26 protein-coding genes and 1 tRNA gene are annotated in these 22,559 nt (G+C 32.9%); 9 read left to right on the top strand and 18 right to left on the bottom strand.

Features of this window, described 5'->3' with window-relative positions:
* The 5 genes from N4A40_17080 to N4A40_17100 all read right to left on the bottom strand — a co-directional run.
* Positions 1 to 671: metal ABC transporter permease (locus N4A40_17080; GenBank protein MCT4663570.1), on the bottom strand; the 671-nt coding region annotated here is incomplete at its 3' end.
* On the bottom strand, positions 668 to 1,414 hold the full coding sequence (locus tag N4A40_17085; GenBank protein MCT4663571.1) for an ABC transporter ATP-binding protein: 747 nt from the start codon (positions 1,412 to 1,414) through the stop codon (positions 668 to 670). The genes N4A40_17085 and N4A40_17080, both read right to left, overlap by 4 nt.
* A gap of 12 nt (positions 1,415 to 1,426) precedes the next feature.
* Positions 1,427 to 2,509 (bottom strand): zinc ABC transporter substrate-binding protein, encoded by a 1,083-nt coding sequence (locus tag N4A40_17090; GenBank protein MCT4663572.1) that lies wholly within the window; start codon positions 2,507 to 2,509, stop codon positions 1,427 to 1,429.
* Between the two features lie 258 nt (positions 2,510 to 2,767).
* Positions 2,768 to 3,178, bottom strand: a complete 411-nt coding sequence (locus N4A40_17095; GenBank protein MCT4663573.1) for a MarR family winged helix-turn-helix transcriptional regulator — start codon at positions 3,176 to 3,178, stop codon at positions 2,768 to 2,770.
* Complete coding sequence (locus tag N4A40_17100) at positions 3,132 to 4,559, bottom strand: MATE family efflux transporter (protein MCT4663574.1); 1,428 nt, start codon at positions 4,557 to 4,559, stop codon at positions 3,132 to 3,134. Before N4A40_17100 ends, N4A40_17095 begins: the two co-directional genes overlap by 47 nt.
* Before the next feature lie 147 nt (positions 4,560 to 4,706).
* Here N4A40_17100 and N4A40_17105 point away from each other — a divergent pair, with 147 nt between their 5' ends.
* Together N4A40_17105 and N4A40_17110 are read left to right on the top strand one after the other, a co-directional pair.
* Positions 4,707 to 5,468 (top strand): inositol monophosphatase, encoded by a 762-nt coding sequence (locus N4A40_17105; GenBank protein MCT4663575.1) that lies wholly within the window; start codon positions 4,707 to 4,709, stop codon positions 5,466 to 5,468.
* Between the two features lie 222 nt (positions 5,469 to 5,690).
* Positions 5,691 to 5,766 (top strand) — tRNA-Lys (locus N4A40_17110).
* Positions 5,767 to 5,885: 119 nt separating this feature from the next.
* Here N4A40_17110 and N4A40_17115 read toward each other — a convergent pair.
* Together N4A40_17115 and N4A40_17120 are read right to left on the bottom strand one after the other, a co-directional pair.
* Positions 5,886 to 6,107: a PC4/YdbC family ssDNA-binding protein gene (locus N4A40_17115; GenBank protein MCT4663576.1), complete on the bottom strand. Its 222-nt coding sequence runs from the start codon at positions 6,105 to 6,107 to the stop codon at positions 5,886 to 5,888.
* Between the two features lie 140 nt (positions 6,108 to 6,247).
* Positions 6,248 to 6,529 carry a YciI family protein gene (locus N4A40_17120; GenBank protein MCT4663577.1) on the bottom strand — a complete coding sequence of 94 codons (282 nt, stop codon included), beginning with the start codon at positions 6,527 to 6,529 and terminating at the stop codon, positions 6,248 to 6,250.
* 419 nt (positions 6,530 to 6,948) lie between these two features.
* On the opposite strand from N4A40_17120, the gene N4A40_17125 reads away from it, so the two are divergent.
* Entirely contained in the window at positions 6,949 to 8,079 is a 1,131-nt protein-coding gene (locus N4A40_17125) for an NAD/NADP octopine/nopaline dehydrogenase family protein (protein ID MCT4663578.1), read from the top strand.
* A gap of 64 nt (positions 8,080 to 8,143) precedes the next feature.
* Here the strand turns inward: N4A40_17125 and N4A40_17130 are convergent, their stop codons facing one another.
* Complete coding sequence (locus tag N4A40_17130) at positions 8,144 to 8,581, bottom strand: hypothetical protein (GenBank protein ID MCT4663579.1); 438 nt, start codon at positions 8,579 to 8,581, stop codon at positions 8,144 to 8,146.
* A gap of 263 nt (positions 8,582 to 8,844) precedes the next feature.
* On the opposite strand from N4A40_17130, the gene N4A40_17135 reads away from it, so the two are divergent.
* The gene (locus tag N4A40_17135) at positions 8,845 to 9,336 is read left to right on the top strand and encodes a hypothetical protein (GenBank protein ID MCT4663580.1); all 492 of its coding nucleotides are present in this window, start codon (positions 8,845 to 8,847) and stop codon (positions 9,334 to 9,336) included.
* Between the two features lie 215 nt (positions 9,337 to 9,551).
* On the opposite strand, the gene N4A40_17140 is transcribed toward N4A40_17135, so the two are convergent.
* Entirely contained in the window at positions 9,552 to 10,472 is a 921-nt protein-coding gene (locus N4A40_17140; protein ID MCT4663581.1) for a YafY family transcriptional regulator, read from the bottom strand.
* 80 nt (positions 10,473 to 10,552) lie between these two features.
* Positions 10,553 to 10,990, bottom strand: coding sequence for a hypothetical protein (locus tag N4A40_17145; protein MCT4663582.1), 438 nt, complete (start codon positions 10,988 to 10,990; stop codon positions 10,553 to 10,555).
* A gap of 208 nt (positions 10,991 to 11,198) precedes the next feature.
* Between N4A40_17145 and N4A40_17150 the strand changes: the two genes are divergently transcribed.
* The 3 genes from N4A40_17150 to N4A40_17160 all read left to right on the top strand — a co-directional run bounded on the left by N4A40_17150 (position 11,199) and on the right by N4A40_17160 (position 13,948).
* Positions 11,199 to 12,494: a zinc dependent phospholipase C family protein gene (locus N4A40_17150; protein ID MCT4663583.1), complete on the top strand. Its 1,296-nt coding sequence runs from the start codon at positions 11,199 to 11,201 to the stop codon at positions 12,492 to 12,494.
* Positions 12,495 to 12,565: 71 nt separating this feature from the next.
* Entirely contained in the window at positions 12,566 to 12,991 is a 426-nt protein-coding gene (lepB, locus tag N4A40_17155) for a signal peptidase I (GenBank protein ID MCT4663584.1), read from the top strand.
* Positions 12,992 to 13,078: 87 nt separating this feature from the next.
* Entirely contained in the window at positions 13,079 to 13,948 is an 870-nt protein-coding gene (locus N4A40_17160) for a hypothetical protein (protein MCT4663585.1), read from the top strand.
* A gap of 368 nt (positions 13,949 to 14,316) precedes the next feature.
* On the opposite strand, the gene N4A40_17165 is transcribed toward N4A40_17160, so the two are convergent.
* The 4 genes from N4A40_17165 to N4A40_17180 form a co-directional block, all read right to left on the bottom strand.
* Positions 14,317 to 15,120 carry a CPBP family intramembrane metalloprotease gene (locus N4A40_17165; protein ID MCT4663586.1) on the bottom strand — a complete coding sequence of 268 codons (804 nt, stop codon included), beginning with the start codon at positions 15,118 to 15,120 and terminating at the stop codon, positions 14,317 to 14,319.
* Positions 15,121 to 15,243: 123 nt separating this feature from the next.
* Positions 15,244 to 15,972 (bottom strand): conjugal transfer protein TraX, encoded by a 729-nt coding sequence (locus N4A40_17170; protein MCT4663587.1) that lies wholly within the window; start codon positions 15,970 to 15,972, stop codon positions 15,244 to 15,246.
* 167 nt (positions 15,973 to 16,139) lie between these two features.
* The gene (locus N4A40_17175; GenBank protein ID MCT4663588.1) at positions 16,140 to 17,294 is read right to left on the bottom strand and encodes a winged helix DNA-binding domain-containing protein; all 1,155 of its coding nucleotides are present in this window, start codon (positions 17,292 to 17,294) and stop codon (positions 16,140 to 16,142) included.
* 97 nt (positions 17,295 to 17,391) lie between these two features.
* Positions 17,392 to 17,886 carry a GNAT family N-acetyltransferase gene (locus N4A40_17180; protein MCT4663589.1) on the bottom strand — a complete coding sequence of 165 codons (495 nt, stop codon included), beginning with the start codon at positions 17,884 to 17,886 and terminating at the stop codon, positions 17,392 to 17,394.
* 556 nt (positions 17,887 to 18,442) lie between these two features.
* On the opposite strand from N4A40_17180, the gene rsgA reads away from it, so the two are divergent.
* Positions 18,443 to 19,435, top strand: coding sequence for a ribosome small subunit-dependent GTPase A (rsgA, locus tag N4A40_17185; GenBank protein MCT4663590.1), 993 nt, complete (start codon positions 18,443 to 18,445; stop codon positions 19,433 to 19,435).
* Positions 19,436 to 19,545: 110 nt separating this feature from the next.
* Here the strand turns inward: rsgA and N4A40_17190 are convergent, their stop codons facing one another.
* The 4 genes from N4A40_17190 to N4A40_17205 form a co-directional block, all read right to left on the bottom strand.
* Positions 19,546 to 19,965: a gamma-glutamylcyclotransferase gene (locus N4A40_17190; protein MCT4663591.1), complete on the bottom strand. Its 420-nt coding sequence runs from the start codon at positions 19,963 to 19,965 to the stop codon at positions 19,546 to 19,548.
* Between the two features lie 12 nt (positions 19,966 to 19,977).
* Complete coding sequence (gene pcp / locus N4A40_17195; GenBank protein ID MCT4663592.1) at positions 19,978 to 20,619, bottom strand: pyroglutamyl-peptidase I; 642 nt, start codon at positions 20,617 to 20,619, stop codon at positions 19,978 to 19,980.
* On the bottom strand, positions 20,616 to 20,966 hold the full coding sequence (locus N4A40_17200) for a DUF969 domain-containing protein (GenBank protein MCT4663593.1): 351 nt from the start codon (positions 20,964 to 20,966) through the stop codon (positions 20,616 to 20,618). The genes pcp and N4A40_17200 overlap by 4 nt, the downstream gene beginning before the upstream one ends.
* Positions 20,967 to 21,196: 230 nt before the next feature.
* On the bottom strand, positions 21,197 to 21,889 hold the full coding sequence (locus N4A40_17205; protein MCT4663594.1) for a Crp/Fnr family transcriptional regulator: 693 nt from the start codon (positions 21,887 to 21,889) through the stop codon (positions 21,197 to 21,199).
* 150 nt (positions 21,890 to 22,039) lie between these two features.
* Between N4A40_17205 and N4A40_17210 the strand changes: the two genes are divergently transcribed.
* The gene (locus tag N4A40_17210; GenBank protein MCT4663595.1) at positions 22,040 to 22,513 is read left to right on the top strand and encodes a hypothetical protein; all 474 of its coding nucleotides are present in this window, start codon (positions 22,040 to 22,042) and stop codon (positions 22,511 to 22,513) included.
* Positions 22,514 to 22,559 lie beyond the last annotated feature (46 nt).

The raw sequence follows: 22,559 nt of genomic DNA on the forward strand, positions 1-22,559 counted from the left end.
ATAGCTCCCGATATTACTTTTTTTAGATCTACAAAAAATAGTTTAGCCGTAGCTGCAGGAATAGTGAGTAATGCTATAACTAATATGATTCCAACAACTTTTATAAGCACTACTATGCTAAGCGCTATCATAGTGTATAGAATTTTTTCAAGCCACTGAACTTTTACTCCCAAAATACCAGTAAATTCTTCATCAAATAGATATGCCTGCCAGTGAGTGTACAGTGAACCAAATAAAAATATTAAAACAATTGTCATAACTGCCATGACGTATAAATACGTCCTAGATACTGTTAGAATATCTCCAAATAGATACGATGTCATATCTGGAGGGTATCCTGGCATAAGTGATATAAATAATATACCAAGAGCCATACCAACAGACCAGAATATACCTATTAGCGTATCTGATTTTGCACTAGTTCTTCTATTTATAGATGGTATACTAAGCGATGAACCAACTGCAAATAAAAGCCCGCCCCAAATCGGTTCTATACCTATCAAATATCCAAGACCTATTCCGCCAAATGAAGCATGTGCTATTCCTCCGCTCATACTGACTAACCTTTTTTCCACTATTATAGTTCCTATAAGTCCACACACCATACTTGCTAGTATAGCCGCTATGAGTGCATTCTGCATGAAAGTATACTTGAAAATAGCTTCTATCATATGCTCACCTCATGTCCTTTCAAATTATGCTGTTTGTAGCTATTTAAAAGCAAGTCTATAGGGCAATCAAATATCTTGCCTATTTTGCCTATATTTTCAGCTAAATCTTCTCTATGATAGTGTATCGTCTGATTGATATAAGCTACACTTTGCACATATGAAAACAACTCTTCCATGTCATGACTTATTATTATTATGGTTTTAGTTTCATTTAATTTTCTAAGTAATTCGTATATCTCTATAGTCGCTTTTTTATCCAGACTTGCAGTTGGCTCATCTAGTAGCAATAAATCTGGATCTGTCATAAGCGCTCTAGCTATCAAAACTTTTTGCAATTGTCCACCTGAAAGTTGTCCTATCTGTCTTTTGGCAAAATCTCTCATACCTAGATGTTCTAGTATGCCCTTTGCTTTTTTCACATCTTCACTATTGTATTTATGAAACAATTTGAGTTTAGATGACAATCGCCCCATTAAAACTACGTCTATAACTCTTATAGGAAATTGCTTATCAAAGGCAGAAAATTGTGGTACATAGCCAACAGGTTTGTCTGTTGACATAATAATTTCCCCGCTCTGAGGCTTAATCTGGCCTAAAACAGCTTTCATAAGTGTGGTTTTTCCACCACCGTTTGGCCCAATAATACCCAAAAAATCTAGTTCTTTCACTTTCAAATCTACATCTTTGAGTGCACACACATCACCATAATAGTGGGTCAAATTCTTTATTTCTACAGCATACATGCTCTCACCATCCTATTTTAGTATCTCTTCTACCAATTTTGCTAACATAGTCATTTGATCTACATATTCATAAGCTAATGGATCAATTTGTATAGCTTTTCCTCCAATTTCGTTCGCTACTGTCTGTGCTTGAGTTGGATCAAATTCATTTTGATACAATATAGCTTTTATATCATTTTCCTTTGCAAAATCAATCACATATGCCAATTGATCAACTGTAGCTTTTTTACCATCGCTCTCTATCGTGACCATATTGAAATCATAGTCATCAGCAAAATATCCTAACGCTGGATGGTAAACTATAAATGATCTATTAGTCAAATTCTCTGTTTTCTTCAATATAGCTTCATCTAATACTTTTAATTCTTCTAAGTATGCCGATGCATTTGTCTCATATGCAGTTTTATGATCTGGATCAAGGCTTATAAGTTCATCTTTAATTCTCTCTACCATTACTTGAACTCTTTTTGGAGACATCCAAATATGAGGATCTTTCGCCCCTACATCGTGAGAATGATCATTTTCATCACCATGTTCTTCATGTACTTCTGCTTGGTGCTCGTCGTGCTCATGTTCGTCATGTACTTCTGTTTCGTGCTCGTCGTGCTCATGTTCGTCATGCATTTCTGTTTCGTGTTCGTCGTGCTCATGTTCATCATGTATTTCTGTTTCGTGTTCATGTGCATCCGCTTCACTAAAGTATCTAGCTGGGTATACTGCCTCTACCACATCATCTAGTGCTATCAACTTCATGTCTTTATTAAGTTCTTTGGCTTTTGGTTCTATTGCCGCCTCTGCTCCTACTCCTATAGTAAAGTAAATCTTCGCTTCACTAAATTTTTCCATCTGTTTTGGTGTTGGTTGATAGTTAGCAGGACTATTCCCTGGTGGAATCATAGTTACCACATCAACTAAATCTCCAGCAACTTCGCTTACAAAATTTGCTTCTGGAACTATTGATACTGCAATGATAGGCACTTCTTTTTCTAATTCTTTATCTATATCCACACTAGTTTTGTCTTCCTTATCTGCCGCGCAAGCTGTAAATAAAACGCTTGCCATCAAAACTATTCCTATTTTCTTCAAAAATTTCATCTTCAAATCCTCCTTAAATGAATTTCAAGTGTTCCGTATTTTATATAATCTATCAATTCTAATTGCAATTGATAAGCATTCGCATTTAATTATACCACTTATGTCAAGTAAAATCTTTACTTTTTATTGTCAATTTTTGTTATACCCCATTTTTTTACAGAAAAACAACTAGTCAGTTATTTTCAAAAACAAAAAACAACTTTGACACAGTAGTCCTACTGCGCAAAGTTGTCTTTGTGGAATGTGTTATTTTGTTAATTAACTTCTCTCAGCTAATTTACTAAAAATTTCTGATAGGGACTCAACAGCTTCTAGAAATTGGTCTTGCTCCTGCTCTGTAAGTTTTTCTTCAAAGATTTGATTCATTATATCACGTCTCATGCTACTCTCATCCTTAAATATACGCTCACCTTTTTCCGTTAGATAATAGTACATATCTCTTCTGTCTCTTTCATCATGCTCTCTTGCAACATAGTGTTCATCAACCATTTTGTTTAGCATGATACAAAGACTAGAATTACTGATATTCAATTCCTTACTCAAATCTTTGAGCTTAACCTTTTTCATCTCGTGTAAAACCCTAATAGTTCTGTACTGCTTGTCGGTAAACTTAGCCTTTGATCTAACCTTGTTGTAATGCTTCCTTCCTGCTAGATCCAAGGTGATCATCAGTCCTATGAACTTCTTCGCTAGATCCGTTTTCAATAGTTTCACTCCTCTTACCAATAACACCCTTATTTTTCCATTTGCCGGTCTTATAATAAATATAAGTCAGCACAGCACCTATAGCCCATCCAGCTGGAAATGCTAGCCAAATACCATTGGTACCGATCACCCCTGACATTATTGTAGCAAAAGGAACGCGAATAATCCACAAACTAATGATAGAAATTACCATAGGTACAAAGGTATCACCAGCTCCTCTAAGTACACCTGAAGTAACAAACATAACTGACATTAGCACATAGAATACACTAGTAAGTCTCAAATAATCATAACCTATCTGAATAACCTCTGGATTCTCGTTGAATAAGCGAATCATACTTTCACCAAATATGAACGCCATTATAGAAATGAAAATAGAAAATCCTATACTCATGAGCATCGTAGCTCTAAAACCTTCTTTTATTCTATCGTCCTTTCCTGCGCCTAAGTTCTGTCCTACAAATGAAGATATCGCAGTTGAAAAATTCATTATAGGCATTCTACCTATACTATCAAGTCTCATCCCTGCTGTATACGCTGCCATAGTTGCTGTTCCAAATGGATTTATTATACCTTGTATAAACATCATCGCAACAGATACAAGTGTCTGTTGTACTCCAGTAGGTAAACCTATCATCAAACTTTTTTTGAGTATAGCCTTATCAAACTCCATCTGTGTAGGTTTAATATTGAATACATCACTAGTTTTGTTTAAGTAAATTGCTGCAACTATAAAACTCACACCTTGTGCAATCGCAGTTGCCCATGCTGCACCAGCAACTCCCAAATCGAATCCAATTACAAATACCAAATCCAAAACTATATTTAATATGGTCGAAATTATCAAGAAATACAGTGGCGTCATAGTATCTCCAAGACCTCTAAGTATCGCACTTACCGTGTTATATCCAAACATAGCTATAAGTCCTATAAAGGTTATCTTAAGATATTCGCTAGCAAGTGGCATAACTTCTGCTGGAGTATTTAACAATTCTAGTATGAAATCGCTAGACATATACCCCACAACAGATGCTACTATACTCCCTGCAAACAATGCTATCATAGTAGTATCTATGGTAGTTTTTACCTTAGCCATTTCTCCAGCTCCAAAAAACTGAGATATTATAATAGTCGCTCCCATAGTTATACCAATTATCATAGAAACCAGCAAAAATATTACTGAAAAACTTGCTCCTGTAGCTGCTAGTGCTTCTTCTCCTACATATCTACCTACTATTATACTATCGACCGTATTGTATAATTGCTGCAATATATTACCAAGTAACATCGGCAATGTAAATAAAAATATTTGCTTCGTCGCGTTTCCTTTTGTCATATCTTTCATCCGATCACTCCTTTTAACTCTTTTCAACTTTTAGTTTCCTTTGAAACCATTTTATATCATAACGATGCCTTTGTCAACTATTTCAATGTAAAATAATTATGAACTTTTATTATTTTCATGGTAAAATTAGATTAGGAGGTGATAGCTTTGAAGCTATTGTATAAAGATTTTGTCGAGGAAGTCATTTCAGTATTAGTAGCATCTTTTTTTGAAAATGAAGATTATCACACTCTATGTTTCGCTAAAGGTGAGGATGATCTAGTGACAAACATGGACCTAGAAATAGAAAAAGAATTCACTAATTTAGTCAAGAAACATTACCCTGAGCACCTAGTTATAGGAGAAGAATTTGCACAAAACAAGTTGACCGATGACTGGACTTGGATTATAGATCCAATAGACGGTACCGTAAATTTTGCATCTGGTAGCCCTCTTTATGGTCTTCAATTCTCTCTATACTATCAAAAAGAAGGTATCGTCTCAGCCATTTATCTTCCAGCAACTGGTGATTTCCTTTATGCTGAAAAAGATGCTGGTGCATATCACAATGGAAATAGAATAATACTAAAGGATAGCGATAATCTAAAAAAATCCATAGTTTCATTTGGAGACTTTAGTCATTCAAATCCATCCTCTAGAGAAAAACAACTTTATCTACTAGCAAATTTAGAAGACGAGGTTGGTAAACTCAGAATTTACGGCTCTAGTGCCATAGATTTTGGTTACGTAGCTTGCGGAAGAAGTCAAGCTCATGTCATGTTCTCTAAGAGAATTTGGGAAATGAGTGCTGGAATGCTCCTAATTCGTGAAGCTCAAGGTTTTACTAGCAAGGTAGGAGATGCCTTTATCGTTGCCTCAGATCCTGATTTATTGCAACTTATAGAATCTCTTTTAGAAAATTACGATTAAGCTCTATTTATCAAGTAATGCTTTAATATTATGTATTAATTTTTCTCATAGAAAAAAACTCTAAATCAAACAATTTTATATCGCTTGATTTAGAGTTTTTGTATGTGTAAAATAGTACCTGTGATGATAATCCTCACGCATCCTTTAATAATATTATTCCATTGCGAAAATAAGATTCAAAATTACACCGATTATGGATTTTATTTTCGCAACAAATAGCATACACCATTAGCTCAGCTGGCAGAGCGTCTGACTCTTAATCAGGATGTCCAGGGTTCGAACCCCTGATGGTGTACCATCAATTACCATCAATCTAAAAGAAAAAATCTTCACCAGAAGATTTTTTCTTTAACCCATTTAAAATCACAAGAATACTCTATATTGAGCATTCTTTTTTATTTTTGCACGTAAACAATCTTACAAATCCATTTCGTTTAATACTGCTCTAAGACTCTTTAATTCGTCTTTAGTAAGAGTAACTCCCTTGCCCATTTTCTCATGATCTGGTGCCCAATCTCTGATATCATACTTCGGTTCTCTATCATTCCATGAAATAAGATTTATCTCTTTAGTCCATCCCTTAGATGATGCTCCTAATTCTCCAACAGTCTCTTTTATTTCGTATTTTATTCCTGCCATTTTTCTGCCTCCAAATTATTCTAATTTAGTTCTTTCTAATCACATATTATTTTACCAGTCTTGTATATGTATATCAAATGCAAAAATACAATTCTTAGCTTTTACAACACTTTTTTACTTACTTCTACTTATTTCTCATATCATTTTTTAGTCAATGCAATTTGCCACTCTCTAAGCTCATAGCTGTAAAAACCCCTAGCAATTATAGGATCTTCACTAGCAAGTTTTTCTGCATCCTCTCTACTATTTGCTTCAAATATTATCATGCCTCCAGGGGCGTCAACAAATCCCCCACCGGTTATATTATAATCACTTGCTCTATCTTTTAAATAATCAAAATGAGCCTTAAAATCTTCATCTGTCATCTCTGAAGTATTCTGCTTTTCATCTATTCTCACATAGTATTTTTTTCCTATTTCCATATTCACCAGCTCCTTATTTATTATTTTATCATTTAAATATGACTACATACAGTCATATAGAAAGAATTTGAAAAAATCATCATTTTATGATAAAATAATGAAAGAATGTAATATTCACTTAATAAATGATATTTTCTAATATGGGACGGGAAATTTGTAAATTTTAATCCTTCATATTTTACGAACTAAAATGACTGACATATTTCACATACAGTCATTTTTTGATGCCCATCATAATCCCCGCCCTATCATGTATGATTTAAAAACAAATTATTTATGTTCAAAATTAATTTGCATTTTTTAATTAATGTATTTTTGATGCTATTTTTAGTGCGCTTTTTTTGAGATGAAATCGCTTTCTCTCTACAACTGCGCCTTTATATATAAAAATTATAAAATAATGAAAGAAGGTGTGTCTAATGACGGTAAAAAACATTACAATAATTGGAATAGGAAATGGAGCTTTGGCGGCCGCCGCCGACTTGTCTCTTAGGGGATTTAATGTCACCCTGTATGCAAATTCGAAATATGAAGAAAAGCTCAAACCAATTCGTGAAAACAAATCAATAACACTAACTGGTGTTGGAATAAATGGTGAAGCAAAGTTAAAATGTGTAACTAGTAACTTAGATGAAGCTCTAGAAAATGTAGATTTGATAATGCCTGTTATTCCCGCTTATGGTTTCGAGAATTTCGTAGAGGAGATACATTCACATTTGGTTCCTGGTCACAAAATTGTATTGGTTCCTGGAAGTACTGGTGGCGCTCTCATGGTAGCTAAAATGCTTCGTGAAAAAAATGCTCTAGAAGGGATAACTATCGCAGAAATGCACACTTTACCATATGCATGTAGAAAAACTAGCCCTACTAGTGCCAAAATACTATTAGAGTGTACGAAACTTTATTTTGCTGCATTTCCTGCATCTCAAAATGAAATAATGTACGAACTTACTAAGCCATGTTATCCTGCTATAGAGTTGGTAACTGATGTTCTAGAAACAGCTCTAAATAATGGAAACCCAGTATCTCATCCTGCTCCAGTTGTTTTAAACGCTGGCAAAATAGAATACTCAAAAGGAGAGCACTACCATTATAGAGAAGGAATAACTCCTTCTGTAGCAAGAGTCGTAGAGCAAATAGACCGTGAACGTCAAGAAATCTGCGAAAAATTTGGATACAAGGTAATAGATGCTAAAGATAGATTGTTTGCTATGGGATATGCTCCAAAAAGAGATACTCTATACGAATGCTATAGAGACAGCGAAGCCTTCAGTCCGCTAAAAGGACCTCATGATCTAACTAGTAGATATCTTACAGAAGATACTCCATGTTCTCTAGTCGCACTTGTCAATCTTGGAAAAAAAGTTTCTACAAATACTACAACTATGAGCTCTGTAGTATATTTAGCTTCCGCTTTGATGAATGAAGATTATATGAACAACGGAACTTCTCTAAATGACCTCGGTTTTGATGATATGAGCCTTGAAGAAATCAAAGCATTTTTAAAAGAAGGCTATGAAGAAATGCAGATAAAAACTATAGTTGCTTAGGTTTTTACAATAAATAACAAAAAGATGAGTAAGTTTGTACGTAAAACTCACTCATCTTTTTTTACTAAAAATATGAATCAAAAAATTCTGTAATATCCTCTTTCATAACATATATTTTGTATATTCCTACGATAAGCAATTTATACCCTGGATAATAATCTGCATCCTCTATAAGATTGCCATCGCTATCATAGAATTCAACTTTTACACTTGCCCCTTTGGGCACTTCTTCTTTGTATTCATTTCGATTATAGCACTCTTTATAATCTAATTTTTCAAAATCATTTATAAATTTTTCTATATCCTCTTTTGCTAATAGCTGACTTTTCACTCTATCACTTTCTATTGGCGTATATGGCCCTTTGTAAATATTTATATGCGTTACACTTTCTTTCATAGAAACGTCTATTATTTTTTTGTTTTTTGGAACAATTACCAACGCTACCACAACTAATATTGCTATTGCAAATAAAAAAATTAGCTTCTTTTCTTTTAGAAACATTTTTTCACCTTCCCAGAAATATTATTTTTAGTAGCTGTCACCAGCTACTACCCTGATATTATCACTCCATAATTACAAAGTCAATCTTATCCATCGTTCTTTTTAACAGTTAACAAAATGGTTTGAATTTAACAAAAATATGGTATTATGATAATAGAATATAAGTTCTGAATTGTGACCTTGAAATTGACATACAACTTAAAAAGTAATCTTGCGATACTAATTCTATCAGAGTAGTAATTAATTCTTGAGGGGGATTCTTCATGACCTTTGTTAAAAATAAGCTAAATAATATATTATTTGTTTTAATTGCAGAGTTTTTATTGTTTATAGTTTCTGGCATATTTCTACAATTTACAAACTATGCATTCAGAGGCTGGGTGACAAATCTAAATATATTAGTCTTTCTTGTTATTTTTTGTTTATTCGCACTAAAATTTATAATAAGTTTAGTTCACTTTATGTCTAATTGGAATGATAGCGGTAAATATTTTTATGGTTTTGTGCTTTTTGGTATAACATTTTTCTTAATTTTTGTTATCTTATCTCAAATTGTGCCATTTTGCGTATTTTCTTATACGGATGAACGTGACGTTATCAAAAATAATGAAATTATGGTTGCTAGAATATTAATGACTTCATTTCATCATCCAGAAGTTGAATTTTTCTATCCAGACAATTATCTTTTTCTGAAAAAATCTGGTCTGCCAATTGAAAAATCAAATAATTCTCTTCATTACTACGAACATAATTAATTCAAATATGACATACTACCCATTAATCTAAAGGTTCTGAATAGACTTCTTTGCGGAAGTAATAGTCATAATAAAAACAGCCACATTTAAATAAATTTTAAATGTGGCTGTTTTGGCGTTCACAATGAAATTTTAAACTTGTTTAAAGCACACCTTCTTTCTAAATCTTTAACTACAATGATTTATTTACCCAAGTTAAACGAGCCTATTCATATTCATTGTTCTTCTTTATGATGATTCGCTCCAATCATGAGGCGTTCTGCGACTATCTTTTTGATTCTCTTAGGTTTTATTATATCAACTTTGTCTCCAAATCCCATCAACATCGAATATATCCATTCATCTTCAGGATATTTTACCTTCACTTCAATTTTACCACCTTCTAAAAACTCAATGCATTTTATCGGGAAAAATGAAGTTATTCTTCCGTAATCAATAGCATCAAACATGAGATGCAAATTGACTTCCTTTACATCATTCTGTCCAAATAATTTTTCAATCACAATTGGTTTTGGATCAAAGTAATAAACAGTTTCTTGTATATCCCTAATTCGCGATAACTTAAATATTCTTTGAGCTTTTCTAACTCTACAATAAGCCGCTACATACCATTGATTAACTTTTAATATCAGTTTCATAGGTTCTATACAGCGCTCTATAGCTTCACCTTTTAAGTTATGATACTCAATGCGAAGTACATTTTTTCGTTCTATAGCTCTCTTAATAGTTTCTATAGATTTGGATATACTTTCGTCGTACCCATATGCTTTAAAATCTAGTATCATAGGTTCTGATTCAGTTAATAAATGACCTCTGTGAATACTGCTAAGTTTTTCTTTTAATTCAAGCATAGTTTTTTCATTATACACTCCAGATACTCCATCTAAACTTGCGAATAAAAGACTCCACTGTTCTTTTGATAAATAACTTGCACCAATTCTGTACTGTGGCATAATACCATAGCCTCCATCTTTCCCTTGATAAGAAATTATGGGTATACCAGCACATTCTAGTGTCTCCATATCCCTTTGTATCGTTCTTCTAGAGACTTCAAATCTCTCAGCAAGTTCTCTCGCATTTATAGATTCTCTATTCATTAGCACCATAACTATAGCAAGTAATCTATCAATTTTCATATACTTCTCCCCTAATCTAATGTGTTCACAGCCGCTTTTCATTTTTCAATATTTTAATTTTTCTATTTAAGATGTACGAATCATCGTCTTTGGACATTAGCTCTCCATAACATATCTTTAAGTATTTCTTTCTCCATCGGTGTCAAATATTTGAAACATTCATTTTCCCAACGCTCAGTAGTGAAGTTCATCTCTTCTTTTGTCTCTTGGAACTTCTCTGTAACTTTTATATTACATCCTTTTTTGTCATGTATATTTCCTTCTATTTTTACAAACTCTTTTCTTCTTAAATACTTCATATCCCTTATAATTCCAGATTCTGTCTTCCCAAAATATTTTTCAATCATATCTATAGATATACTGTTATTTTGAGATATGTACAAAAGATAGCAATATTGCTCTTGGTTTACCCCATGCCTTTCCAATACTTCCTCACATTTGCTATCTAAATCTCTATTGACCATGCAAATTCCATAGGCAATTTTTGACTTGCCAAGTAACATCTTTTTTCTAATCATTTTTCCACGTCCTTTTTTCTTTAGGTCCAAACTACTATAAAACTCACCCTACTTTAAGTTTAGCGGTTTATAACAACAATTGTCAATTACATGAAATATTTTTTAAAATTGTGGTTGACATAATGAATACTTTTTTCGTTTCTCTATGGTGTAAAGCATTTAAATCTTAATTGTTTTACAAAAATAAATTATTTAGGAGGAATTACAAATGAACAAATTAACAAAGTATTTATCAAAATTAACAGGAATCGAATCTGAAAAGGCATATGCTTTTCAGCCAGTCAGTCACTACATCTTGATGAAAAAAACAGCTGAAAGACTCGATGAAAACAGTATTATCAAAAAAGCGTTGGATACTCATCCTAGAATCGCTGCTTGGGGTGCAAATGGTCCTGATATGGGTCTCATCCAAGTAGGTGAAGTATTTGGATACTCTCCATGGTCTTGCCGTTATCACTACTTCAAAGTTGGTGAATTCACTGCAAAGCAATTGCAAAATGCATTAGCTAGTGGCGACTTAAAGAAAATCGCATTTGCAGCTGGATGGGCTACTCACGTCGGTGGTGATTTAGGATGCCACGGTATCTTCGTAAACCCAGAATGTGGTGTATATCTTGATAAGCCAGAAGGGAGACCTCTTCATATTGCTTTAGAGCAAGCTGCTGAGCCTTACCTATGGATCAACATGGGTGGACATTCTGAAGCCGATTACAAAGACGGCGTAGCTGATCTTTTTGCAGATGATAGCGAACTTCCTTTCGACGTGATGATTCAAACTTCAAACGAAATTCACGGTACAGCTCCTGGTGACAGCGAAGCTAGACGATGGGTAAAAGCATTCCACTTAGGATTAAAAACTGGTGTTGGATACAAATACTCGACTTACGCTGAAGCTTCTGAGTTCCTTTCACAAAACAATAGAGCTGAAAGACTTGAAAAAGCATTCTACTCTGGTTTAGAAAGATGTGTTGAAATGTTAAAAGGTGCTGAAAATGGTGATTACACTCCATTTAAAAATCGCTGGAACCTTGATGTAGGTAGAAGTGATTCTCCAATCAGTAACTTGACTGTACACGTAAAAACAGGCAAGAATTCATTCTCAAACTTTGGTACTGGCACTGATGATTATGTATACTTCGGTATGGATTTCAAAGATGGAACTACAAAAGAGTGGGAATTGTCAAATGGTAAATCTTATGGTATCACTGTAAATGATTTTGAATCTGGCAATAAAGATGAATTCTACTTGTATATTGATAGATTTAGCCACAACATAACTCCTGATTCTATCAAAAATATTTATCTAAGAAAAGAAGAGTTTGCAGCTAGTTTAGGGCATGATTGGTATCCTGAGCGCTTGACTGTATATCTAAACAGTAGCTGTGCCTTTGATGAAACAATCAACAAATGGATTGATGATGATCACCCTGTATACAAAAGAGAAGTTGATTTCTCTGATGTCGTTGGTATTCCTGATGCTCCAGATCCTAAAAAAGCTAAATAAACTATTCATAAGCCAAGGGTATTATACCCTTGGCTTATTTCTAAATTCAAAATTAAACAAGGAGAACAATTATGTTAAAAACTTTTTTCAAAAAATATTTCAAACTAATATTGGTAACGGGTGAATCTATGACGCCCACTCTAAAAAATAATCAACATGTACTTGTAAAAAAAACTAAAAAACTAAAACGCGGAGATATAGTTTTGTTTCGATGGGAAAATAGGCTCTTGATCAAACGTCTCATTGCTATGCCAAATGATATGTTATCATCCAATGACAGAGGTGTATTCCTAAACGATTATAGGTTGCATGAACCCTATATATCCGCCCATGCGACTCATACCCCGTTTGAATGTAAAATATCACCTGCCCGCATCTTTGTTATGGGTGATAATAGACTAGATAGCGTAGATAGCAGACATCCTCTAGTAGGAGAAGTAGGTCTAGATGATGTCATCGGACGAGTAATACTGTTACCCCTTTGTCACTTATTTTAAAGTATTTGTAAATCATTTCAATAGCTAATGGTATACACTGAAATTGTTAAGAAAATTTCTACCATATTTAACCAAGGAGGATTTGATATGAAGAAAAATATAATAGCAATAACATGTGCACTAGCTTTGTTGGCAACTGGTTCTGTATCTTTTGCAAATTCGGATGTCAAACTATCATCAAATGTTACAAATATAAATTCTCAATCAACTATGACTTCGCAAAATTATAAGGATTTCTACGAATTATCAAGTGAAATCGTATCTAAAATCAAAAATTTAAAAACAAAAGGATACACTCTTGAAAAACAAAAATATTTAGATTTTATAAATAAATGCGATGAATATGTAGATAAAAATCCAGATTTAGATTCTGTAAATATATTGAATGAATTGAATTCAGAATTAAAAGGACAACTCTTTTTTGGTCTACCTACAAATGACGCTATAGATTTTTCAGCTATAAACTATGTCCCTTCAATTAGTGTTCCTGACAAAAATCTTGAGAAAGCTATTTTAAAAGAAATATTTAAAAATGACTCATACGATTCAAAAACCGATGGTGCTCTTCATTATTATTATCAAAAAATAGATTTAAATGGTGACTCAAAAAATGAAGTTCTTGCCTATGTTTACGGAACTATGGTATCTGGCACTGGCGGAGATTCCCTATATATATTTGAAGAAAATGAAGGCAATTATACTATAAAAACTTCAATCTCAACTGTTAGAAAACCTATTCTGATATCAAATATTAAAACCAATGATTGGAATGATATGATAATTCCAGTTTACGGCGGTGGAATAAAGGGATTCTATAGTGATATTAAATACGATAATGATAATTATCCAACAAGTCCATCTGTAGAAAATGAATTAAACGATAGATTTTCAATAGGTGAAGCAACTGCTGTATTCCCTGAATTATGGGAAATAGATAAGGGTATTGAGCTAAAATAGATGAAAAAAGCTAGTTACAATCTACAAAATTGTAACTAGCTTTTTTCTACTTCTCAATCACTTTTCTTAGCCGCAAATCTTCCTCCGCATGTATCCCGTTTTGCAAAGTATCTGAAACTATCTGCGCCTGAATCCTGTGGTAATCCTCTAGACTTGGAACCTTGATTTTATTTCGGTCTACAAGGTGTTCATCTAAGGTTTTAAAAATGGCCCATGTCACTATACATCCCTCCGCTCACTTTTGAACTTCCCCAGCCCGAGCTAATAGGTCTGTAGCGTCAAATGAAAACATTTTCACTCTACCACGAACGCCGCTACCCCCACTAATAATTTACCCTAAATAATGGTTTCAAAACATTTCTAATTCTTTAGTTTATATCTAACCTTTTCCCTTTTTTCCAAAAATAAATTCCCATAATTACATACACTAATGCCAAACCCAATCCAAATTCTGTGGTAAAAAATTTTGTCATTCCTCTATCTATAGTCATAGGATCAAAAACTGCTTGCACAAAGTAATTATGAGATGCATGAAGTATAATTGCTGGCCATACACTACCCGATTTTATTCTCAAATAAGTTGCAATAAAGCATACTCCAAATATTGAAAGTGTGAAAAATACAAGTGATGATAATACTGATACTCCGTTATTATAATCACTAAATAACAATACTGGATAATGATATATATTCCAAATGAGCCCCATTATGATGGATGTTTTGAAAAATGAATATTTTTTAAAAAGCTCTGGAACTAAAAAACCTCTCCATCCAATTTCTTCTCCCATCGCTGATATAGAACTCATAATAACGCCCATTATCAAAAATTTAAATAAATCATAAGCCCCATCAATTCTTATCCACTCAAAGTTAACTCCACCGATTCCAATTGTCCAAACACTTCCGTATACTATTATCCCAGCTATAAGCGGTAACATATATGCTACAAGTGTATATTTTGCCTTCCCTATTCCCAAACCAAATCCTCTCAAATTTCTATCCCATATAAGTTTTGTAACCACAGCAGCTATAGTTGGTACCCACATGACAAAAAATACGTAGCCTTCATTTCCATATATCGATCCACTACTTATAACATTGTAAAATGGATAAATTACTAGGGCCACTGCTAATAATAAAAATGTTATTATTTTCTTAGTTCCCTTTTCCATGAATTTGATCATCTCCCATTATCATATTTGCCTTCCATCTCTGAGATTATACCCAAGTTTCATTAATATAAGACTAAAATAATCAAAAAAGCAGAGCTATTGTGCCCTGCTTTAAAAGTTCTACTACTTTAATATAAATTCCACTATCGCTATGCCCCATAAATGCAATGGGTAGAATACGTAAAATAAATACTTAGAAAATTTTGTATTTTTGCCTCTATTTCCTGAGTAAATCATTATAAATGGAATAACTGTAAACACCAAGAAATCAGAATTAAACATTAACATGTCGAGAGTCATTTTTGCTGTCTCATGCGGTACATATCCATCAAAGAAAAATAAAAATATTCCCCACATCATATACGAAATATACTTCCAGTTTGATTTGTCTCTAAGTAAATATGTCATCCAAATAAATGGCATTAATTGAAAGCCACCTTCTGTAAATATTCCTGCAAATGTACACAGAACAGCACCTACTATACTAGGTATTTTACTTATTCCCACTTGATGCTTACTAAATTCTGCTAAATTCAGCATCAATAATCCAACAGCTAATGTCATAAATATATTGTTATGAACTGAAACTTCTTTAGATACCAAAATAGTATTCAATAAAACGTTCCCACTCTCCATAAATATAGCCCATCCAAATAATCTTAAATTGTATCGTACTCTATCTTTTGTATAAAATAATCCCTCTACCATAAAATACGCAAAAAGCGGTGCTACAAATCTAGAAAGGGGATGGAATCCAACAGGAAAGACATTTGGGAATCCAAACCATAAATGATCTAATAACATAACAAATAGAGCTATAATTTTCAATGGAAATGCATCTAACTTCTTCAATATATGTCCTCCTACATTCATTTATAAGATTATTGTATATATTTTAGATTTTAGAATCCATCGAATCAACTTACATGAACTTACAATTTCGTAAGTTTCAAACTACTTTTTTTAATTTCATTAGCAATCGATTGAAAAATTTAAAATTTGCTCCCGTCCTTTCTTGCTTATATCTGTTTATAATACTCCCTCACACTTTTTTCCTTGATGTCATCTAATCCCTTTGTCACATTGGTATTTTCTTCCCACCACCAGTTTTTAACTTTAATACTCCCACTTCCATCATATTTTTCTGGTTCAAATCTAGCTATCAGGTTATTTCCAAATAATACTGGCAGGACATAATACCCATATTTTCGCTTGTTTTTTGGCGTATACACCTCCCAGCGATACTCAAAATCAAATAATTCAGAAATCATATCACGATCCCATAGCAAATTATCTAATGGTGCCAAAAATCTCATTTCATTATTTTCTATCACTATATTTTCAAATCCTTGTATATCATCAACTTTAGCATAAAACGTCTCGCAAATTCCTTCTACCTTTATTTCCTTCAAAACACCATCTTCTACAAGTTCTTTCAGCAACTTTACTCTATCTGCCTTTTTGGATATGAAATACCCTAGCCATCCTCCACCATTTTTTGCCCAAAGCATGCCAACGCTACCTATTCTTCGCTCCAAATACCACTTTTTGAATTCATGCTCGCTCTTAAATCCATCACCTTCTTTCAGTATTTTCTCTGGCAATAATTTTTCTATAATCTCATAAACTTTTTGAGTGTTATTTTTCCCAAAGATCCCGAGCTCTCCACTATTATACATATAATCAAGTGCAACACTAGATAGTTTTTTATGACCCCATCGTCCTTCATTTTGACTATTTGATGATAAATCATGTGTTCGAGTAGGTCCATTGCTCTTAACAAATGTCCTAATATCTTCTACTAAATCTAGTGCTTCTAAAACTCCCCTATACTTCATAGTTCCAATTAATGACTTAGTATTAGCTTCGCGAACTCTCTTCATTTTAGGCCAATCATCTAATGAATAAATAGCCATCATCTTATCCATTCCATCTATCAAAACCCTATCTTTATAAAGTAATTCATTAAGCATATCGTCACAATAATTTTTGATTCTTGATCTTAATACTAAATCGGCGTTTCTACCAATGACATTTAATGGATCATATTGAATACACCCTACTTTCTTTATGAAATCAATCACTCCTCGTTTTCCTATATATGTATTATAGTTATCAAGTCCTTGATGATGTATCAAAAAGTTTTTTGCCTGTTCTTTAGTCATCTCTATCATCAAATACACTCCCCTCAAATCCAATTATCTTACGATATACCCATTGTACAAAAAAATACCCGACATACGTTTGTCAGGTATTTTTTATGACTATCATTTATTTCAATTTTTTCCCCATTTTTATTGCTGGAATTGTTTTATTGCCCCATTTTAATTTAATCATCTCTTCTCGTTCAAAACCTAATTTTTCCCAAAAATTCTCAACTGCCTCATTATATCCTAAAACCACATCTATCCTTATTTCTTCACTTTTATCTGAAATATATTGTTCAAAACCTTCATAGATTTCTGTTCCAGCACCCTTTCCCTTTATTCTTTCATCCAATATAATCAACGAAAGATATGTCGTTCTATGTATATTAAAATCTAGATATCCAACCAATATTTTTGTATCTATATCTACAATCTTGCACGTATCAAATCCTGCTTCTTTCATAGATTTGATTTCAGATTTCACCCATTCGATATCTATACAATTCTCTCCCATATGTGCTTCGACAAAAGTTTGGTTAGTCTCATATAAGTGTGCTATATCATTGTAATCCTCATTTTCTACTGCTTCGATTCTAAAATGTTTTGTCTCGAATAACATAAAATCTCCCCTAATATTCCATTTTTTGTTTGCTAATACCCCATATAATTATATTACCACATGATTAATCGTGATTCAAAAAAACTTTTTTCTTGCTCTATTAAATCTATATATTCCTAGTAGATTATAGCTTTATTAATTAGTTTTTCATATGTACAAAATGATTATACCCATTTACTTCCATTGACTCTCATATAATTAAAGTGATATTCTAAAGAAAATAATAACATGAAGGGAGTGTTGTATTATGTTGAAATTGAGATTGGTGATAAAAAACTAAAATTGAATTATGGGCATACCGAATATTGATAACTTTATTTGTTGTGCCAAAAATTTGAAAACCTTTCATGAACGAATCTAGATGATACACAGCATGCAAATGGTGTGTTTTTTGTTGTCTTTTAGTAAAATCCCATCGTCTACAAACTTCACAGGTTTGTAAATGGTGGGGTTTTTCTGTCTTCATGGAATATAACAAACTATTTATCTGAAACTCCCACGCATAAAGGCGTGGGCTTTCCGCACAGATTTTTAAATTTAGAAAGAAGGTATATTAATGATCGATTTGAAAACATATGGATACAAAGATATTCTCCCAGAAAACAAGACAATTGCACGAATTACTGCCGTTTTTAGAGAGCGATATGAAATAATATCTACAAATGGAATATCACATGCTAGGTTAAAAGCTTCAACATACTATCATGGAAATGACCAAATTTCATTTCCTACAGTTGGAGATTTCGTTGAAATAAATCATGTAGAACATGGAGATAGTATTATAGTAGATACTCTAGAAAGAAAAACATTTTTTTCAAGACCTGACCCATCTACCAATCACAAAACAATACAAATGGTTGCTGCAAATTTCGACTATGTATTTATCGTAATGTCTCTAAACAAAGACTTCAATTTGAGACGCCTTGAAAGATACCTAACTCTATCATGGGAAAGCGGAGCACAGCCAATAGTCATTTTGACTAAAGCAGATTTAGTAGATGATTTTTCTGAAATGCTCTACGATGCAAAAAACATAGCTATTGGCGCAAATGTATTTGCGGTAAGTTCTATCACAGGGTTAGGAATGGATGAGCTCAAAAACTCTTTATCTGCCGAAGATACCATTGTATTTATGGGTTCATCTGGTGTCGGGAAATCAAGTCTTGTAAATGCCTTAGCAAATGATAATATAATGAAAGTAAGCAGTATTAGAGAAGACGATTCTAAAGGACGTCACACTACAACTCACCGTCAACTGTCTAAACTCGACAACGGTATTTTAGTAATAGATACCCCTGGCATGCGAGAACTCGGTATGGGTGAAATATCTAGCGGTCTTACAAATAGTTTTGGAGAAATAGAATCTCTATTTGCCGAATGCAAATTTAGAAATTGTTCTCACAAAACAGAACCTGGATGCGCAGTTCAAGAAGCATTGTCTAACGGTCAATTATCTGAAGAGCGCTGGCAAAGTTATATAAAATTGAAAAAGGAAGAGCGGTATTTGGAATCAAAGGCGGCTAAAAAAAATAGAAAAAGAAGAAAATAAGTATAGTTTAAATTCGTATTTAAATATTCATTTAAAAAACAAAGCGAGCACTGCACATTATATTTTTATGCAGTACTCGCTCTGTTCTATTTAAACTATAACTTTCTCCACTAATTAAGTTTTTGGTAGTTACTCCAGCATCCGTCCTCTAAATAAACTCTATCGTCATCGCTATTCTTCGGACTATTTGGATTATAAACATATACATCTAGCATATCACACTCTAACGTTTCACTATTCATGACTCGTATTGATTTTCTATTATATGAATTTTTCACATCATAGAAACCACTATAGCCTTCTAAATGATCCATCGATGCCAATGTTTCATCTCCACCATCATAAGTTATGATTTCACCATAGACCCTGTCATTTCCACAATCTACATAACCCGGATAACCCTTATTTTTCAAGTGATAAAGAGTTCCTAGCATATATCCTTTCTCAACATTTAAAACTTTTCCTTTCAAATAAATTTCATAGTTGAAAAAGCCCTCCATCAAACTTCCATATACAAATATTTTCCCCAAAATTCCAACCTCCTAATGCGTTTCACCAGCTGGATATTCTATATCGCTTCCATTTTCAACACTTGCTTTTACTGCTATTTCTAGTCCTTTAGTCATCATATCTAAAGACATGTAAGGCATATTTTTTTTGCTAATAACCTGCTCTGGCAAAAATGGAACGTGTATGAATCCACCTCTTATATTCTCATGCTTAGTCTCTATATAGTGCATAAGACCATAAAGCACGTGATTGCACACATAAGTTCCGGCAGTATATGATAGAAATGCTGGAATATTATTATCCACCATTTCTTTTAATATCGCTTTATTTGGTAAACTCGAAAAATAAGCATTTTTGCCATTTTCTCTTATCTTTGTTCCTCTAGGTGAATTCCCCTCATTGTCTGGAATTCTAGCTTCATTTAGATTTATACCAACACATTCTAAAGATATTCCAAATCGCCCACCGGCCTGACCTATACAAATCACTATATCTGGTTTTTCGTCCTCTATAGCAGCTTCTAATACCTCTAATGATTTATCAAATACTGTAGGTATCTCAATTTTCACAATTTCACACCCTGATATAGAAGATGCCATATTTTTCACTGCTTCGAATGCTGGGTTTATAGGTTCTCCTCCAAATGGATCAAATCCTGTAATCAATGCCTTCATGCTGTTGCCTCCCTTTTATGAATTAAAATGCCAACACATACATAAGTCCGATGTGTATAACTAGATAATACCTTACCTGCCGTAGCTGACTTCATCTTACTTATAAGATCTGCGGCCTTCTCTCTGAGCCCATTTCTCTCAAGTATCCCTATAACAGGCAGTGTTAGCAAAAATATTGACATATATCTAGTTTTAATAAATGATGATCCTATAATTCCCAATATCTCACCAAAACCAAGACCACTAACTAATCCTGTAGTAATACCTGCCACCAATACTACTGCTATAGTATCGTATTTCCTAATAAATCCAATAACAATTATAAGTACTCCAATTAATTTTAGCATAGCCTTCCCCCTTATTATTCTTTGAAATGCAAAAAGTAAAAATAGTCTGAAAATTACCGCTTATATGCAATATAAAATATTGTTCTTTCATTTTCTGTTGTCTAGAAAACAATTTTCATTTATTTTTATTCTTAACTATTCATATTTTTACAAATAAAAAAACTTACAATGAATAATTTCAACACGAAATTTATACATTGTAAGTTTTCCTTAAACATTTACATCAATCTCTAATCGCTCCAATACGGTGTTATATACCTTTTTAGTCCTTCAATATCCGTAATATGTATCTGTCTATCTTTTATAGTTATCAAATTCTGATCTTTGAAATATTTTAATCCATTTGTTATAGTGCTTCTATTTGCAGCCATACGATTTGCAAGTTCTTCATGTGTAAACGTCATATTTATTTTCTTATTTTCAGAATTTTTGTTACTTCTGTAGTTTGTAGTATGCGCAAGCCTCACCAAAACATGTGCTAATTTTCCAAGAGCATCGTTGAATTTTACATCTGCCAATTCTAGCATTACTATGCGATATTTTCTTATGATACTATGCATAAAGTGCTTATAAATATCTGGTTCTTTTATTAATTCATTCTCTAACACATCCCTAGATACTATAGACACCGCGCTAGCTTTCAATGCCTTAGTTATAACACAAGTTCTCTCTCCATCAAAAAAATCCATCTCACCAAAAATAGTACCTCTTTCAAGCCTGAAAAACGACATTTCATCACCATCTCTACTATATAGCACCTGATTAAATGCTCCATCTAACACTATATATACACTATTGGCATCATCGGGATCTATTATCTCATTCTTACCAAAAGCTTTTACTACACCTAAAGGCGCTAATTCTTTTAAAAAATATTCTGTCATTTTCTGCTGCAAGTTTTCATTGAATAAGATATCGTACATCAAAAATCCCCCTCTCATGGTATTTATTCAATTATAGCTAGAGCGGGGCATTAAATCAAACATAAATTGATGAAATTCATTGAAGATGCACTCAATATATGTTAGCATGAAGTTATTAACACTATACAATAATTTAAGAAGGTGAGCTTCATGGAAAATAGTTTACACAAATTTTTGCTAGCTAATGAAAGTATCCTTTTAACTGATCATCCGCAAAAAAATTATGCTAGTAAATTTATCAAAAAACGATTCTTAATAATTATTTCTATCTGGATTTTAGGCTTCCTCGTAATGTTACTTACTACTAATCAATTTGGAACTTATTTATTTTTAACACTACCTGGAATTACAATGTTTACTCTCTTTTCTTTACTAGACCTTATACACAAATCTCAGAGAGCTAAATATGTAGTTTATGTACTAACTGATAAAAGAGTACTCATTAGAAATAAGAGATTGGATTCGCTCGAATCATTTTACCTAGATAAAATAATCAAAATTGATAAAATATCAAAAACATTAGACTTATGGCTCAATTCTAATAAAAAGGTAAGGCTAAGTGATTTATCCAAAACAAATGAATTTCAGCAAATAATTAGCGAGAAAACAAATAGCAATTACTAATGAACAAAATGCCCGATAGTAGGATTTCATTTCACAATTCAAATTA

This window comes from Tissierellales bacterium, from assembly GCA_025210965.1.
In the GTDB taxonomy this organism is placed as follows: domain Bacteria; phylum Bacillota; class Clostridia; order Tissierellales; family JAOAQY01; genus JAOAQY01.

Excerpts from the sequence above, each read along its gene's own strand:
- rsgA (MCT4663590.1), top strand. The coding sequence starts at position 18,443 with ATGATCGATTTGAAAACATATGGATACAAAGATATTCTCCCAGAAAAC.
- N4A40_17130 (MCT4663579.1), bottom strand. The coding sequence starts at position 8,581 with ATGTTTCTAAAAGAAAAGAAGCTAATTTTTTTATTTGCAATAGCAATA.
- N4A40_17175 (MCT4663588.1), bottom strand. The coding sequence starts at position 17,294 with ATGATAGAGATGACTAAAGAACAGGCAAAAAACTTTTTGATACATCAT.
- lepB (MCT4663584.1), top strand. The coding sequence starts at position 12,566 with ATGTTAAAAACTTTTTTCAAAAAATATTTCAAACTAATATTGGTAACG.
- N4A40_17145 (MCT4663582.1), bottom strand. The coding sequence starts at position 10,990 with ATGATTAGAAAAAAGATGTTACTTGGCAAGTCAAAAATTGCCTATGGA.
- N4A40_17125 (MCT4663578.1), top strand. The coding sequence starts at position 6,949 with ATGACGGTAAAAAACATTACAATAATTGGAATAGGAAATGGAGCTTTG.
- N4A40_17200 (MCT4663593.1), bottom strand. The coding sequence starts at position 20,966 with ATGCTAAAATTAATTGGAGTACTTATAATTGTTATTGGATTTATTAGG.
- N4A40_17085 (MCT4663571.1), bottom strand. The coding sequence starts at position 1,414 with ATGTATGCTGTAGAAATAAAGAATTTGACCCACTATTATGGTGATGTG.
- N4A40_17100 (MCT4663574.1), bottom strand. The coding sequence starts at position 4,559 with ATGAAAGATATGACAAAAGGAAACGCGACGAAGCAAATATTTTTATTT.
- N4A40_17205 (MCT4663594.1), bottom strand. The coding sequence starts at position 21,889 with ATGTACGATATCTTATTCAATGAAAACTTGCAGCAGAAAATGACAGAA.
- N4A40_17135 (MCT4663580.1), top strand. The coding sequence starts at position 8,845 with ATGACCTTTGTTAAAAATAAGCTAAATAATATATTATTTGTTTTAATT.
- N4A40_17140 (MCT4663581.1), bottom strand. The coding sequence starts at position 10,472 with ATGAAAATTGATAGATTACTTGCTATAGTTATGGTGCTAATGAATAGA.
- N4A40_17180 (MCT4663589.1), bottom strand. The coding sequence starts at position 17,886 with ATGTTATTCGAGACAAAACATTTTAGAATCGAAGCAGTAGAAAATGAG.
- pcp (MCT4663592.1), bottom strand. The coding sequence starts at position 20,619 with ATGAAGGCATTGATTACAGGATTTGATCCATTTGGAGGAGAACCTATA.
- N4A40_17115 (MCT4663576.1), bottom strand. The coding sequence starts at position 6,107 with ATGGCAGGAATAAAATACGAAATAAAAGAGACTGTTGGAGAATTAGGA.
- N4A40_17090 (MCT4663572.1), bottom strand. The coding sequence starts at position 2,509 with ATGAAATTTTTGAAGAAAATAGGAATAGTTTTGATGGCAAGCGTTTTA.
- N4A40_17210 (MCT4663595.1), top strand. The coding sequence starts at position 22,040 with ATGGAAAATAGTTTACACAAATTTTTGCTAGCTAATGAAAGTATCCTT.
- N4A40_17150 (MCT4663583.1), top strand. The coding sequence starts at position 11,199 with ATGAACAAATTAACAAAGTATTTATCAAAATTAACAGGAATCGAATCT.
- N4A40_17160 (MCT4663585.1), top strand. The coding sequence starts at position 13,079 with ATGAAGAAAAATATAATAGCAATAACATGTGCACTAGCTTTGTTGGCA.
- N4A40_17095 (MCT4663573.1), bottom strand. The coding sequence starts at position 3,178 with ATGATCACCTTGGATCTAGCAGGAAGGAAGCATTACAACAAGGTTAGA.
- N4A40_17120 (MCT4663577.1), bottom strand. The coding sequence starts at position 6,529 with ATGGAAATAGGAAAAAAATACTATGTGAGAATAGATGAAAAGCAGAAT.
- N4A40_17165 (MCT4663586.1), bottom strand. The coding sequence starts at position 15,120 with ATGGAAAAGGGAACTAAGAAAATAATAACATTTTTATTATTAGCAGTG.